Annotated in this window: 14 protein-coding genes and 1 pseudogene; 8 read left to right on the forward strand and 7 right to left on the reverse strand. The window is 68.5% G+C overall.

Annotated elements, in window-relative coordinates; all coding sequences use genetic code 11:
- A pseudogene (locus ACWCRJ_RS42695) lies at positions 1–83 on the forward strand (transposase); the annotation flags it as partial.
- A gap of 595 nt (positions 84–678) precedes the next feature.
- Here ACWCRJ_RS42695 and ACWCRJ_RS42700 read toward each other — a convergent pair.
- Positions 679–1,137 carry a hypothetical protein gene (locus ACWCRJ_RS42700; RefSeq protein ID WP_450944376.1) on the reverse strand — a complete coding sequence of 153 codons (459 nt, stop codon included), beginning with the start codon at positions 1,135–1,137 and terminating at the stop codon, positions 679–681.
- A gap of 278 nt (positions 1,138–1,415) precedes the next feature.
- Between ACWCRJ_RS42700 and ACWCRJ_RS42705 the strand changes: the two genes are divergently transcribed.
- The 4 genes from ACWCRJ_RS42705 (at position 1,416) to ACWCRJ_RS42720 (ending at position 4,714) form a co-directional block, all read left to right on the forward strand.
- On the forward strand, positions 1,416–2,159 hold the full coding sequence (locus ACWCRJ_RS42705) for a 2OG-Fe(II) oxygenase (protein WP_450944405.1): 744 nt from the start codon (positions 1,416–1,418) through the stop codon (positions 2,157–2,159).
- Positions 2,160–2,588: 429 nt separating this feature from the next.
- The gene (locus ACWCRJ_RS42710; RefSeq protein ID WP_450944377.1) at positions 2,589–3,191 is read left to right on the forward strand and encodes a hypothetical protein; all 603 of its coding nucleotides are present in this window, start codon (positions 2,589–2,591) and stop codon (positions 3,189–3,191) included.
- 684 nt (positions 3,192–3,875) lie between these two features.
- Positions 3,876–4,109 (forward strand): hypothetical protein, encoded by a 234-nt coding sequence (locus ACWCRJ_RS42715; protein ID WP_450944378.1) that lies wholly within the window; start codon positions 3,876–3,878, stop codon positions 4,107–4,109.
- 83 nt (positions 4,110–4,192) lie between these two features.
- Positions 4,193–4,714, forward strand: a complete 522-nt coding sequence (locus ACWCRJ_RS42720; RefSeq protein WP_450944379.1) for a hypothetical protein — start codon at positions 4,193–4,195, stop codon at positions 4,712–4,714.
- On the opposite strand, the gene ACWCRJ_RS42725 is transcribed toward ACWCRJ_RS42720, so the two are convergent.
- Entirely contained in the window at positions 4,609–5,478 is an 870-nt protein-coding gene (locus ACWCRJ_RS42725) for a competence protein CoiA family protein (protein ID WP_450944380.1), read from the reverse strand. The two genes, ACWCRJ_RS42720 and ACWCRJ_RS42725, sit on opposite strands and share 106 nt — an antisense overlap.
- A 235-nt stretch (positions 5,479–5,713) precedes the next feature.
- Complete coding sequence (locus ACWCRJ_RS42730) at positions 5,714–7,135, reverse strand: FG-GAP-like repeat-containing protein (protein ID WP_450944381.1); 1,422 nt, start codon at positions 7,133–7,135, stop codon at positions 5,714–5,716.
- 246 nt (positions 7,136–7,381) lie between these two features.
- Here ACWCRJ_RS42730 and ACWCRJ_RS42735 point away from each other — a divergent pair, with 246 nt between their 5' ends.
- Entirely contained in the window at positions 7,382–7,597 is a 216-nt protein-coding gene (locus ACWCRJ_RS42735) for a GNAT family N-acetyltransferase (protein ID WP_450944382.1), read from the forward strand.
- 130 nt (positions 7,598–7,727) lie between these two features.
- On the forward strand, positions 7,728–8,765 hold the full coding sequence (locus tag ACWCRJ_RS42740; protein ID WP_450944383.1) for a pentapeptide repeat-containing protein: 1,038 nt from the start codon (positions 7,728–7,730) through the stop codon (positions 8,763–8,765).
- A 40-nt stretch (positions 8,766–8,805) separates the two neighbouring features.
- Here the strand turns inward: ACWCRJ_RS42740 and ACWCRJ_RS42745 are convergent, their stop codons facing one another.
- The gene (locus ACWCRJ_RS42745; protein WP_450944384.1) at positions 8,806–9,681 is read right to left on the reverse strand and encodes a 2-keto-4-pentenoate hydratase; all 876 of its coding nucleotides are present in this window, start codon (positions 9,679–9,681) and stop codon (positions 8,806–8,808) included.
- A gap of 74 nt (positions 9,682–9,755) precedes the next feature.
- A complete protein-coding gene (locus tag ACWCRJ_RS42750; RefSeq protein ID WP_450944385.1) occupies positions 9,756–10,709 on the reverse strand; it encodes a PIG-L deacetylase family protein in 954 nt (317 codons plus the stop codon).
- Between ACWCRJ_RS42750 and ACWCRJ_RS42755 the strand changes: the two genes are divergently transcribed.
- Positions 10,688–12,016 carry an XRE family transcriptional regulator gene (locus ACWCRJ_RS42755; protein ID WP_450944386.1) on the forward strand — a complete coding sequence of 443 codons (1,329 nt, stop codon included), beginning with the start codon at positions 10,688–10,690 and terminating at the stop codon, positions 12,014–12,016. The genes ACWCRJ_RS42750 and ACWCRJ_RS42755 overlap by 22 nt on opposite strands.
- Positions 12,017–12,380: 364 nt before the next feature.
- Here the strand turns inward: ACWCRJ_RS42755 and ACWCRJ_RS42760 are convergent, their stop codons facing one another.
- Together ACWCRJ_RS42760 and ACWCRJ_RS42765 are read right to left on the reverse strand one after the other, a co-directional pair.
- Positions 12,381–12,605: a hypothetical protein gene (locus ACWCRJ_RS42760; protein WP_450944387.1), complete on the reverse strand. Its 225-nt coding sequence runs from the start codon at positions 12,603–12,605 to the stop codon at positions 12,381–12,383.
- On the reverse strand, positions 12,602–13,651 hold the full coding sequence (locus ACWCRJ_RS42765; protein WP_450944388.1) for an AI-2E family transporter: 1,050 nt from the start codon (positions 13,649–13,651) through the stop codon (positions 12,602–12,604). Before ACWCRJ_RS42765 ends, ACWCRJ_RS42760 begins: the two co-directional genes overlap by 4 nt.
- Between the last annotated feature and the right edge of the window lie 45 nt (positions 13,652–13,696).

The following is a 13,696-nucleotide window of genomic DNA, read 5'->3' on the forward strand; positions in this document are numbered from 1 at the left end:
TCCGCCGCTACATCATCTGGCGAAACCGTCACGCCGACGATCAACGGCTACGAGCAGTGGTCGACAGGGCGAACGTTGCCTGATGCGGCACTAGCCCCTGTGATCGGACTCGGAGCCGCGGCGGCCGCCACGGGCGGACGGTCCAGGTCCGTATCCACGTCCGTCGCTGAACGCTGCCTCGTGCAGTACGAGGCCGGCGCCGGGTCCACTCTCAGGTTGAGAGAGGCCCGGCGCCGGGGTGCGTCCGGCTGTTTCGTCGGCGAAGCGGTGGAATGCGGTCGGCTGGGCCGAGCGGGTGCGCAAGGCGCGAACGCGCGGGCGCGGACCGTCTCGCACCTGACCGTCATCCGATCAGATGAGGCAGTCCCCCGCTGGACACCAGCAGGCTGAACCGGTCGGCGGCTGCCACCGTCCGGACCAGCAGGCTGAACCGGTCGGCGGCTGCCACCGTCCGTTTGATCGCGCCCCCGTGTCCTTCAGCAGTGAGGACGGCTTGAGCGAGCTGATCGCGCCGTAGACCGGCGTCGCCCCGCAGCACGGGGCGGTAAGCGGTCGAGGGCCGACCGGAATCTGTACGAGTTTCGACAGCGCCGAGGCTTGCTGGAGGGTCCCTGTGCCCCTGACGGGGGGCCGGGTCTGCCTCAACACCTATAGCGCCGCCGGGTGCGAACGAGCCTGCTACCCGCAGTTGTCAGGCCGGAGCGAGTGGAGTTTCGCCCGCGTGAGAGTGGTGCGCCTGGACACCTGAGCCCGGATGAGCCGGACCGTGGGCGGAATCGGCAGAATGACGGGGGTGCGGCTCCACCGAAGCCACAGCGCCAGGTGGCCGAGCTCGGCTGCCTGGACGAGCTTTTCGAGGGACCACTCCTTCGTACCTCGATCCACCTCGATGCTGATCAGCCGTCCCTTACCCGAACGGTGCCGCAGTTGCAGGTCGAGGCGCGCGGTCCGGTTCTGCCGAGTGGCGGTGGGCAGCTTTACCTCCCGCTGGACGTCATATCCCTGGTCGGTCGCCCAGTCGGCCACCGAATCGGTGAAGAAGGCGGTCACCTCGGCGGTAGTCAGGTCACTGAACCGCTGTCGATTGAGCCAGGCCCGCAGGGAGCGGGCGGCGGCGTCGAGCCCGGCTTCTGTCATGAGCGACAGTCTGCCCTGCGGGTCTGAGTTGTACGTCCTGCTTGCTTTGTGGGCTCACCCCGACCTAATATCGTCATCATGACGATAACCGCCCAGTGGTCCCCGCTTCCTGCAGGCATTGACTCCAGGGGCTTCGAGTCCCTCCACGGACTCGAAGCGCACAAGTACGTGGCCCGCGGTCCCGCCGTCCACCTCACTGCGCTGCCCGCGGCCGTTCCGGGCTGTTGGGCCCACGGCCCCGTTGGGATCGACGACGGCCTCAGTACGGAGAAGTGATCATGTTCGAAATGCCGGTAAATCCCTTTGAGCTCTCCGAAGAAGCGCTGAGCCGAATATCTGCCGATGACTCATGGACCCCGATCGAATCGGAGATCCCAAAGGTCAGCGCCAAGGTGATTCGCCATTTTCTCACTCCGGCCGAAGTGGAGGCATTCGCGACCGAACTGGCCGCCCAGTGCTTTGCCCCGGTGGGCCGAGACGGCATTGCCGCCAACTATGCAGAGGGAGATCCGGTCGCTCATCTCCGCGCCACGGCCGAATCCACATCCCTGGCGGCAGAATTCTACCGAAGGCTGCGGACGCTTCTATCGCTTGAAGTGGGATCGGACGATCCGACGGATTCGGACGGAAGGCCCTGGAGGCCGGCGGCCGTCAATCCGCGTATGCGCTTCATCAGGTACAAACGCGGCGGATTCATTGTCCCGCACTACGATTCGCCCTATTGCGCCCCCGACGGAAGACGCACTCTCCTGACGGTCGTCGTCTACCTGTCGTATGAGGCCGTGGGCGGAGAAACGCGGTTCATCGCCGATAAGCAGAACGATCTTCCCTTTGCGCAACGTGACTTCTCTGACTGGCCGCGGCTCGCGAAGCCTGAGGACATATTGAGTGCCCACCACCCCGAACCGGGCGATGCGCTCCTCTTCTGGCATCGGACGCTTCACGACTCGGCCCCGCTTCTTGAGGGTACGAAAACAATACTCAGAACCGACGTGCTCTACGAGCCCGTAGATGTGCCTTGAGCAGCGGCAAGGCCACCGTCGCGTTGTCCCTCACCCCGGAGACCGACGTCCGGCACGCCGTGATCGCCCACCTCCGGGCCGGGCGGCATCGGGCCCTGCCCGCGGTCGGGCATCGAATCCACTCGCACCGAACGGCAGGGAGAGCAGCATCACCAACGGGTGGATTCACACCGACTGGGTGGAGACGGTGTCTCAGGACGGCCTGCACCTGATGCAGACGCGCTTGGAGGTGAGAGTTCCTACGTCTGAGGGTCGCAAGTTCATCACCTGCGGTCTGGCCCGGAAGACGTACGTGGTGAAAGACGGTATTGCCTGTCGGGTTTCGTCCTACGCACTCGGCCGCGACCTGGGCAGCCCGGGCAACTACGACTTCGAGATCGTTTCTGCGACGGGGGCCCTCCGATCCGGAAATTCTTCAACGGGGACGGCGTGCCGGCCGAGATGCTCGAGGGCGCTCTGTTCGAAGCGCATGAGGGGCTTGACGATGGCGAGTACATCGTCCGGATCGCGGCGGGAATGACGACCAGCTGGGACAGCGGGACGGGACAGAGTACCGAGCTCCCTGTCCCGTGCCACGAGCTCGCATTCGTCGTGGTGGGATCCGCACCGCAGGAGGTGCGCGCGAGTACCGGCGGCCCGTGGGCGGCGCGGCCCTCCGTGGAGATCCCCGTGGTCGATTGGCGCGATCAGCCCACGGCGGAGGCGGCATGGGAGGCCTACCTGAACGGGAGCAGAATCAGTATGGATGCCTACGGGATCTTCTCTCGGCAGCATCTGATGAGGAATCAACGGGATACCGCTCTGGAGATTCTCCGGAGCGAGGGCTACGCCATACCGCGAACCCCGGAACCCGCCGAGGCGCCTGGGACTTGGCTGGGCCACTGGGGTGGAGCATGGATGCCGGCCGATGTGCTCGCGGCCCTTCACACCGTGCCGGACGACACCGCGCAACGTGCGTGGTATCAGGGAGCGAAGGAATCCCTGGACATCGCATGGGATATGCACCTCCTGTGGACCACCGACGTGTTCTGACCGGGCCCGCGCTCCGTCCATGACCACCGTGGCGGGCCGTCGGCAGTCACCCTGCACCGAGGTGCCGAGTACCGGCCGCGGCCCGGTCCGCCCCCGGCCTGACTGCCGGTCGCGGCCCGAGCGAGGATGTACGGCAGCACCAGAAGGTGCGCCCGCGAGGTTGCGCCAGCGCGGCATCCGCCACCGCATCGCCCACAGGGGAATCGAGTCCTCGCAGCGAGACCCCTCCTGGGCTTGTCGCGCTCCCCGGTCCATTGTCAGTGGCCTCCGGGACCATGGGGACACGGGTGAGAAGCGAAAGCCGTCGAATGCATGGTCCGTGTACGGCGAGCTGGGGCTGTTTCCGGGGCATGAGAGCCTCGCTGAAACGATCATCAGGCAGTCAGGGATCACGGACACTCTGAAGCAGCTGAACTCAAGCCTCGGCGTCCTCGGCACCCTGAAAGCGAACTATCCGGCCGGTGCGGTGGCGTACGGCAAGCATGTGACGTCCACAGCCGGTCGGGGCGCGCCGGCGGACGGGGGGTTCCTCCGCTCAATCCCCGGGCCCGACCCCTTCGGCGTACCTAAGTACGCCGCCCCAGCGTCGGCTCGCAAGTGGATCTTCAGTGAAGTTCTGGGAGCCGATCCCTTCGGTCTCAGCAAGTTCGCTGCCCGGCTTTCGTCCACCCCCTGGACGGCGGCATGGCGAAATCTGCCGGGGCCAGCACGTTCGCCTTCGGTTTCCAACCGAAGACCAACGTGATCGACAGTCTGTTCTCCGACCTGTTCGACCGTGTCAAGGCGCCCCTGGCCCCTAGGCTTCCGCAGCAGGCCGAGAAGCTGGCGGATCTGCTGCTGCCGGTCAATCTTCAAGGCTTTCGGATGCCGAGTGGGAGCAGCTCATTGGCATCGCGGCCGAGGACGGGATCGGCTTGATGTGGGCCCCGAGCACCAGGCACTTGCGAGCGCTTCTCGCAGAGCCGGATCGCCACGGGCGGTACGCCTACCTCCTCCGGCACATGGACGAACTGCTCGACGAACTGAGCGTGGGACTGCAGGAGGTCACCCAGGAACCGCTGAACGACCTCGTGCAGCTCGGTTCCCGGGCCATCGAATGTGCACGGGCCGGCTTGTGGGAAGGTGCTCTGGCCGTGGCCACGAACGTGCTGTACTCCGCCACGGAGCAGCACGGGATCCGCTGGTACCACCAGGAATTCAGGGGTGTCCGCGACCACAACAACCAGCCGATCCAGGGGATGAACGGTCCGAACAGGACCCTGCAGTTCATCCTCAGGCACGTTCCTATGCCCGAACGACGTGTCGGCATCTTCGAGCTGAGCGCACACTTGGTGATCCGGCCGATGGCCGAGACCTTCCGGAACAGCGGTCTCGTACGAGACCAGCACAACCGTCACGCGGTATGCCATGCGGCGTCCTACCGCTCCTTCCGGAAGGAGTACCTGCTGCCCGCGCTGCTGAACATGCATGCCCTGCTGCGCGGCATCGACGAGAAGTTGGCAGGAGACCTCGAAGCCATCTGATGCCGAACGTGGCTCTCGGGTGCCGACCTGCTGTTACTCACGTTCGGGTGACGGCCCCAACCCCGGCCAGGGTGGCGCACCGTGGCGGAGCGGCAGCGTTCTCCAACTCCTGCAGGGCGTGTGCAGCCTGTCACTGCGTCAACGCGACTACGCGTAGACATAAGTGGGCGTTGCATCTGAGAGTCATGGAAATGTGGGCAGCAGGTAACAGAGGTCATGTCGGCGACGACCAGGCCGCCGCCGGTGGTGGTCAGCCGCAAGGACGGGACACTGCCCAGCCAGGGCGGGCGGGCCCGGTCACTGAACCAGCAGCAGGTCACGCCGTGCTCGCGCATCCGCTCGGTGCGGGCGGCGATGTCCGCGACGGTGATCGGGGACAGCTGGGCCTCCAGCGCCATCTGCCACCGCCCAGCCGGGTCACTGGCCAGCACGTCCGCCCGCCAGGAGCCGTCCGGCGCTCTCACCTCCAGCTCGGCGTCGGCGCCTGCGTCCCGGGCGGCGCTGGCGAGCTCGAGCTTGAGGAGGTGGTGAGCCTCGGACTCGCCCTGGCGGGCGATCTCGCAGTCCGGGGCGTGCGGAGCGTGGGCGAAGAACTTAAGGCCCCGCTCGGAGGTCTTGGCATACATCGGGTGCCAGCACTCCACACACGCGATCTGTGCGGGCGGCCGGACCTTCCACACCGCCTCCCACGCGTGCCCGCACCCGAGATCCGGCAGGTGCGAGAACACGGTGCCCCACTCGGCGTGCACAGCCCGGAACGCCATCCGCCCCCCTCTGAACGACTACTCGCTCAGAGTGTCGCGGCGAGCACTGACAGTCGACACTGTGCAATTCAGACGGACGGCCGGAAGTCCATCACGCACTCCTCGGGCCAGGTTCGACAAGGCCACGCACCGCGTCACTGTCAGCAACGAGTATCTTCTCGAAGCAAGATCAACAGGGGTCGACGAAAGCGGCACCGGAAGCCGGATCGACTGTCAGAAACTCGTTCTCACTCTTTTAGTCGGGCAGTTCGGCCCAGAAGTTTGCGAGGGAGGCGAGGTTCAGGTTGTTGGCGTCGAGGAGGAGGGAGCCCTTGCCTGTGGGGCCCGAGGAGGTGCCAGGGAGGATGTGCAGACGGCCCGCTTCGGGGGCGGCGGCGATGAGTTCGGCCCGGCCGTCCCGGGTGAAGTCCCGCAGGAGGAGCGACTTCCCGAGCCAGGCGTCGTTGCGCTCGTCGGGCTCGCCCTCGACACCGGCCGTGGCGTAGTCGTACAGGCGCGCGTTCTTGCCGGTGAGGCCCGACTTGCCGCCGCGCAGGACCGTGACAGCGCCCGTGCGGAAGAGGCTGTCGCCGATGGCCTCGCCCGGGGCTCCGATCGCGAGATCGGGGTAGCCGTCGCCGTCGGTGTCGCCTGCCGACACGTCGCTGCCGAAGGTGTCGGAGGATTCCGGAGAGCCGGGCACTCCGGGCGTCGCCTGGGTGATTCGTCGAGGTGAGCGGCCGGGGCCGGTGGAGGTGCCGGGGAAGACGTACACCCCGCCGCCCTTGCCCGAGCGGCGGCTGCCGAGCGCGAGGTCGCCGTAGCCGTTCCGGTCGAAGTCGGCGATGGTGGCGCTCGCCTCCGTCAGGTCGGCACCGTCGGGCAGGGGCATCCTCTTGGTTCGCTTCGGGGCGTCGGGGCCGCCCTTGTAGAACCAGACGCCGTTGCCCTCCTTGCCGAGGCCGTGGGCGTCCCAGTCCCAGCCGAGTACGGCGAAGTCGGCTGTTCCGTCCTTGGTGATGTTCCCGGACACCACGGCGTAGGACTCGATGTGGTCGCCGTTGGTCGGGTCGAGGTTGGTCGCCTTGCCTCGCTTGCCGGACTCGGTGAACGGGCCCCGGAGGTACCAGATGTTCTTGCCGTCGACAGCGACGACGTCCTGCTTGCCGTCCTTGTCGAAGTCGCCGACGGCCAGGTCGGATGCGAAGCCGCGGTCGCGGTACTGCGGGTTGTGGTGGGAACTGCCCTTGGTCAGGCCGGACTTCGAGCCCCACAGGACGGTGAACGTGCCGTCGTACCGGCCGCCGTTCTCGCCGGGAGCCGTCGCCAGGACGTCCGCGTACCCGTCCGAGTTCAGATCCGCCGTGGTGATCGTGGTGCCGAAGCGGTCCGACGCCTCCGCTGCGCCCGGAATGCCGGGGCTGTTCTGTGAGACGACCGTGCGTCGGGCCGGGTCGAGTCCCTTGGCCGTGCCCCAGATGACGATGACAGCGCCCGCCCGCTTCTTGCCGTCGATCGTGGCGCCACGGTCGCCCATGGCGAGGTCGCGCCAGCCGTCGCCGTTGAAGTCGTCGGCGTGCTTGGCAGGGGCGGCGGTGGCGGGGAGCGCGGGGAGGGCCGGAACGGCTGTCAGGAGAGCGGTGGTCAGGACGGTCAGGGAGAGCGTGCGCTTGCGCAAGGTGAGGGACTCCGTGGCGGGGGTGGGGAGGGCCGGCGTCCGCAGCAGACACGGGCCGGACCGGATTCTCCGGCTGGCAAGGATGTGCCGAACAGGAGACTGCTGAAGTGGCAGGAGGGTTGTGCGGGAGTTCCGGGAAACCCTGAGCGGTCGCGGCCCACACAACAGCACCTGAGGTGGCTCCCGGGGCGGCCGCCGCATGAGTTGTGTGGGTCCGGTCCGGACTCGCACCGTGTGCAACGGCTGATGGGACTGTGTGAACTCGCCGTACGCCCACCCTGGCAGTCGCGCGGCATCGGCAACCGCCTGCACACCGAGCTGCTGCGCGCCATCAACCCGCGCTGGTCCTCCCTTCTCGCCCTGCCCTCCAACCAGCGCGGCCAGGACCTCTACACCCGGCTCGGCTACGAGTACGCGGCCCCTACCGCAACACCCCCGACGGCCCCCCTGTCTGCGGCCTAGGGTGCACGGTGGAGATTTGCTGCTGGTCAGCTCCTGCGGTCATTGCCAGGCGTAGCGTCCGGGTGATCTGTGTGTGACCGCCAGCCGAGGTGCACAGCTTGGGTGAGAAGCGCAAGTTGTGCTGGAAGGCATGAGCACCAGATCGCTGAAGTCGTGGACGTGGGTGTGGGGCATCCTGGCGGTGCTCCTGGTAGTCGGCGCGTTCGGTGTGGCCCTGTGGCGAGTCCCTTGGTGGATGGATGAGAAGTACCTCCCCGGCCTCGAACCAGCCCAGGCCACCGCCGTCACGGGCGTGCGCACCTCTCTTCTGGCCCTGGGCGCTGGCGGTCTGGCGGCGGTCGGCATCGTCTACACCCACCGCACCCTGCACCAGAACCGCGAAGGACAAGTCACCGACCGGTACACCAAAGCCATCGGGCAGATCGCCTCCGACAAGCCGGTCGAGCAACTCGGTGGGATCTATGCCCTTGAGCGCATCATGCGCGACTCGGTGAAGGACCACGCCACCATCGTCGAAGTCCTCGCCGCATTCGTCCGTGAACACGCCCCTGCCCCGGTCACAGGCCCGGATGAGCCCGCACCGATCACAGCTCCGGATGAGCACTCCAGGCAGGCGCGGCGGCTTGACCGCCTGATCGGCGAACGCATCGTCGACCGAGACCGCCGCCCGACCGAACCCGTTCAGGCGGCGCTGACCGTACTTGGCCGACGGCCCCGCGACCGTGCAGAGCCTTTCCTGGTCAACCTGGCTCACACCGACCTGAGAGGGGCCGAATTGGTCGGTGGATATCTGCAGGAGGCGGTGCTGTTCAGGGCCGACCTGGAGGGGGCGAGCCTTCACAGGGCCATTCTTTCCGGGGCACGGCTGGAGGGGGCAAACCTGGTGAGGACGGAGCTACCTGAGGCTCATCTGGAGGGGGCGAGGCTGGAGAAGGCCCGGCTGGAGGAGGCAAACCCGTCGAAGGGGCCGGCGTCGACGAGCGCCGCCACTCCGCCCGCCGAGGTCGTCAAGCCGAGGCCGGCCGCGCGGCGCAGGCCCAGGGCCTTGGGGTCGCGGCCGACGACCAGGCGGCAGTCCAGGTACGGCGATGCCTGGATCTTCTCGACCAGGTCGAGGCCGATCAGCCGGCCCCCAGGACCGCGACGTTCAATGAGCTGCTGTTCATGATCACCGTTTCTGGAAGGGGGTGTGCGGTGACGCGTCCGGGTCACGCGGTCCGGACGCTGACGGACGGCAGGCGGGGCGCGCTCGCCTCGATCCGGCTGCCGGGCTGCAGCGGGAGGCTGGCGTGCACGGCCCCCGCCAGGACGAGGTCGCCGCGGCGCAGCCCGGCGCCGTAGCGGTCGAGCTGACGGACCAGCCACACCACGGAGTTCAGCGGGCCGCCCAGGACTGCGGAGCCGGGCGCGCTCACCACGACCTCGCCGTTCACGCTCACGGTGATCTCCTCGGAGCCGAGGTCGAGACCGTCGTGCAGCGCGATCGCCGGTCCAGGCACCGCCCGGGCCGCAGCCGCGTTGTCCGCGACGCTGTCCTGGAGCGTCATCCGCCAGTCGCCGTACCGGGTGTCGATCACCTCCAGCGCGAGGAGGACTTCACCGACCGCCGCCCGCGCGGTGTTCGTTTCGACGTCCGGGCCGTGCAGGTCCGCGCCGAGCCGGAACGCGATCTCGGCCTCCACCCGGGGCATCACGAGCTGGTCCAGATTCAGAGTGCCGCCGCCGGGCAGGAGCATGTCGTCGAGCAGGACGCCGGAGTCGGGCTGGTCCACCCCGATCTGCTGCTGCATGGCCAGCGACGTCAGCCCGACCTTGTGCCCGGCGACGCGGGCGCCGTGGGCCAGCCGCTGCTGAACGTTGGTCCACTGGATCCGGTAGGCATCGTCGAGGGTCAGACCGGGACGACGGCGAGTGAGGTGCTCGACCGCCGTACGGGAGCGTTCGGCCGCCAGCAGGTCGTCCGCGGCTGCGGCCATCCCAGCGTCCTGGAGTCGGCCGGGCGAGGTGAAGACCGCCAGGGCTCCGAGGACCGGAGGCCACGAAGCATCGCGTTCCCCGGCGGCGGGCGGGTGTGAGGTCGTCATTTGAGCACTCCTCTGCGGAGTTTCGGGCAGGGCTGAGGGGGACGGCGACCTGGGTGAGCCGTCGTCTGAAGGGATCAGGCCGGGTGGTGACCGCGCGGGGGCGGCCACGGCAGGGCTCCGAGCCGGAGCACTGCGAAGGCTTCGCGGTGTCCCCCGCTGGTCATCGCTCCGCGGAACCGGGCGAGCGCCAGGCCGCCCTCGCTCGCGTAGTCCGCCTCGCCTTCTCCCTTGACCTGTGTGGAGTAGCAGGCGAGCGCGGACAGCTTGGCCTCGGTCTCCGCTGGCTGGAGGCTCTGGTAGAAGGTCGGGACGCCGATCGCGGACCACACCTCGTAGCCGAGCACGGTGGGGGCCCAGTGCCGCGGACCGGCGTCTGGGTAGCTGCGGCTGGCGCCCTTCTCCAGCGCGCGCCACACCAGGAGGTGGGCCTGCTGGTGGTCGTGGGAGGCGTCGGCCTCGTGGGGGAGGTAGACCACCTCGGGGCGGGCCTGCCGCAGGATGCCCAGGACGCTCAGGAACTGGCTTCGGTCCGCCGGGGAGAGGCCGCCGTCCGGAAGGCGCAGGAAGTGGATGTGGTCGGAGGCCACGCCCAACTTGCCGGCCGCCGTCTCGGCTTCGCGCTCCCTCAGCAGCCCCGCGTGCTCCGGCGCGGTGCTGGGGACACCTTGCTCGCCCGACGTCAGAAACACGATGTGCACGTTGCGGCCCATGGCGGTGTGATGGGCGATGCTTCCGCCGCACCCGAGCGTCTCGTCATCCGGATGCGGTGCGAATACCAGGACGTCTGTCACGTATGACCTCGCTGAAAGACGGAGTTGTGACGGCTGGCTCCTGCCTGGCGTTGCGGCGGGGCGGGCCGACTGCCCCAGGCGGTAGTAGACCGGCCCGGCGCAGCTCGTTGCACACCCAAGAATGGGCTCAATTGTTCGACGCAGTCGACAAGTTGAGGGGGGTCCCGTAGGGGGTCCCGCCCCGTGAAGAGTGACCGTGCGGGAACAGTGAGTGCTTGACTGAAGCTGTGGCAGCACTCACCCCGCACCCGCTCGTAGCCGCGCGTCACGCGGCCGGCAAGACGATGGACGAGTTCGTGGCCGGCATCCATGACGCTGCCGCCCGACGTGGCCTGCAATCCGGAACCGACGAGGCACGGGTACGCAAGTGGCAGCGAGGCATCCGGCCCAACGAGGAATCCCAGATCTACATCGCCGAGGCACTCGGCTGGCCCGCAGACATCGTCTGCCCCGATGACTGGCCCAACTGGTTGCCGCTCATCGCCAACGGGGTCGTCCCCCTCGGCCCCCACAGCTCCGTGCCCGCCCTGAGAGAGGCCCTGCGAACAGCGATGGACCGCCGCACCTTTTTCACGATCTCTGGCACCGCCCTAGCTGCGCTGGCCGCGGACTGGGCCGCTGGCCCTGCGAGCGCGCTCGCCCAGGCCCGCGACGGCAAACCGATCGGCGAGGACTTCGTCGCCTTCCTGGAGAACACCACCCAGGAACTCGCCACTCACGCCACCGAGCAGCGACAGCACACCGCCACGCTGCTGGATGCCCACCTGTCCACGGTGACCGAACTGCTCGAACACGGCCGCTACACGCACGCCCTCGGGCTGCGGCTGCACACCCTGGCGGCCTCCCTGTCCCAGACTGTCGCCTGGCACCGCTTCGACCTGGGACGCCACACCCACGCCAGCCAGAACTGGATCGCCGGCCTGCACAACGCCCACGCCGCCGGGGACCGCGACATGGGCGCCGGCCTCCTGGGCGACCTCGCCTACCAGGCAGCCTGGCGAGGCGACCACACCACCGCGGCAAACATCCTCGACTACGCCCTGACCCGCGCCCAGAACCCCGCCGCTCGCTGCCTGCTCCAGCTACGCTTCGCCCGCACCCTCGCCGCACAGGGCGACCGGAGCGAACGGCGAGCTGTGCTGCGCGCCCTTGCCGCGGCGGAGAAACACCTGGGCGACGCCGGCGCCGACCGGCCCGCCTGGTGCGCCTGGGTGTCCAAAGCCGATCTCGCCGTGGACTCCGGCCAGGCCCTCCTGGACCTCGGCGACACCGGCCGCGCCCACCGGCTGATTACCGAAGGCGAAGGCCTGCTGCCTCCGGCCCGGGACAAGACCCGCGGGGTGTTTCTCGCCTACCGTGCCGCGAGCTACCTCGATCTGAAGGAACCCGAGCCCGCAGCGGCCGCCGCCACCCAGTCACTGCTCCTGGCCCGTCGCATCGGAACTCCCCGCTGCGTGCAACTTGTCGACGTCCTTCTCCCCCGCTTCCAGCACTACCAGGACGCCCAGGGCGTTCCAGAACTCCTCCAGCTCGCTGCCGCATAGCAAGGCGCGTGGGTTTCAGGAATCCTGGGCGTCAGGCCACGGGAACCCGTACGTGAGCCCTCGATTTGCGTGTCCTCGCCTGCGAGTTGGCGGCTGCCGATCAACCCTCACCGGGTGCTTCCGGGTGGATGGGCCACGGTCCGCGACGCGATGGGTGATGTTTCCCGCCCTGCGGGTCGCGGGAGTGACGCTGTGACCGAGGAGGAGGGTCACGGTGCGGAGGGCATCGAGGACCGATGGGGACGCGGCTCCGGCGAGGGGGCCGACGACCTGCTCGTGGCCAGGGAAATCGGGACCGTGCCAGGCAAGGAATTCGAGAGCCGGGCCGAGGTCGGCGGCCATGTAGGTAGGGGTTCTTGGCGTTTTAGAGCATTGCGAGGACCAGGGCCAGTGTGGCAAGGCAGTACTCGACGAGGGGGCCGGTGTAGCCTCCGTCGGCCCAGATGAGTGCAAGGCGATGGTGCCCGTCGGCGGCTTGCCGCAGCAGGACCTGGGCGACACCGCGGTCGCCGGTGTCCGCGGCGGTGACCGTCACCGCGAGCAGCAGGCCGAGCGACGTGCCGCTTGCGCCCGTGACCAGCTCGATCACCCAGCCGTGCAGGGTCTGGCACCTGCCCGCGCGCGCAGTTCCTCGACGACGCCGACGCCCGCGGCGGAGAGTGGGACAGCCAGGAGTGCTCCGAGCACGCCGGCGATGCTGGCGCCGGCGGCCACGGACAGCATCACGGTGGCCGGGTGCAGGGACCCCGTGCGGCTCTGGATGGCCGGTTGCAGGAGGTTGCCCTCCACGGCCTGTACGACCAAGACGACAAGGAGCGCCCACAGCGCCGTGGATGTCCCCTCGTGGGCCAGGGCGACCAGTACGGCCACCAGGCCGGACAGGAACGCACCCACGAAGGGGATGTAGGCGCCCATGAAGACGAGGGCGCCCAGTCCGGCGGCTCCGGGAACGCCGAGGATCACCAGCCCGACGAAGACGAGCAGCCCGTCGATCAGCGCGATGAGTGTGGTGCCGCGCATGTAGCCGGCCAACGAGGCATCGGCGCGCCGTGCGATTGCCACCGCGGTGTCGGCCTGGCCGCCGGGGACCAGGTGGCGTACGAATGCTTCGCTGCGGTTACCGTCGCGCAGGAAGAGGAAGACCAGGGCGAGGGCGAGGACCAGGGTCGCGAGGGCCTGCGTCGCCAGGCTCAGTCCTGACACCGGCCCCGACGCCGCTGAGCTTGCGACTTTGGCGCCCGTGTCGGACATGCCGTCGACTGCGCTCTGCAGCTTGTCACCTACCGGGCCGAAGCGGTGGGCGAGTTTGTCCCCTGCTTCGGCGAGGCCGTCGGCAATCTTCCCGGCGCTCTCCGTGAGGGAATGGATGACGCCGACGAGCACGCCGCACACCAGCACGGCCAGGCCGGCACAGGTGAGCCCGGAGGCGAGTGCGCGAGAGGCCCCGCGCTTCATCAGCCATGGCATCAGCGGCTGCAGCAACGCGGTGCCCAGCAGAGCCAGGACGAACGGCACCGTGGCGGCACGCAGTACAACGACGACCCAGACGGTGAACGCTGCCACGCCAAGTGCCAGCAGCACGGTCGCCGACCAGGCCGCGACCTTGCGGTGGGCGGACGACAGTCCCGTGAACAAGCGGTCGCCGCCGCTATCGCGGACAAGGGGTGCCCGGGCCTCGGG

The organism is Streptomyces sp. NPDC002324 (assembly GCF_053593335.1).

What these genes read in the sequence shown, in the direction of transcription:
- ACWCRJ_RS42705 (WP_450944405.1), top strand. Translation starts at nt 1,416, where the DNA reads ATGTTCGAAATGCCGGTAAATCCCTTTGAGCTCTCCGAAGAAGCGCTG.
- ACWCRJ_RS42720 (WP_450944379.1), top strand. Translation starts at nt 4,193, where the DNA reads ATGGACGAACTGCTCGACGAACTGAGCGTGGGACTGCAGGAGGTCACC.
- ACWCRJ_RS42725 (WP_450944380.1), bottom strand. Translation starts at nt 5,478, where the DNA reads ATGGCGTTCCGGGCTGTGCACGCCGAGTGGGGCACCGTGTTCTCGCAC.
- ACWCRJ_RS42740 (WP_450944383.1), top strand. Translation starts at nt 7,728, where the DNA reads ATGAGCACCAGATCGCTGAAGTCGTGGACGTGGGTGTGGGGCATCCTG.
- ACWCRJ_RS42700 (WP_450944376.1), bottom strand. Translation starts at nt 1,137, where the DNA reads ATGACAGAAGCCGGGCTCGACGCCGCCGCCCGCTCCCTGCGGGCCTGG.
- ACWCRJ_RS42715 (WP_450944378.1), top strand. Translation starts at nt 3,876, where the DNA reads ATGGCGAAATCTGCCGGGGCCAGCACGTTCGCCTTCGGTTTCCAACCG.
- ACWCRJ_RS42735 (WP_450944382.1), top strand. Translation starts at nt 7,382, where the DNA reads ATGGGACTGTGTGAACTCGCCGTACGCCCACCCTGGCAGTCGCGCGGC.
- ACWCRJ_RS42745 (WP_450944384.1), bottom strand. Translation starts at nt 9,681, where the DNA reads ATGACGACCTCACACCCGCCCGCCGCCGGGGAACGCGATGCTTCGTGG.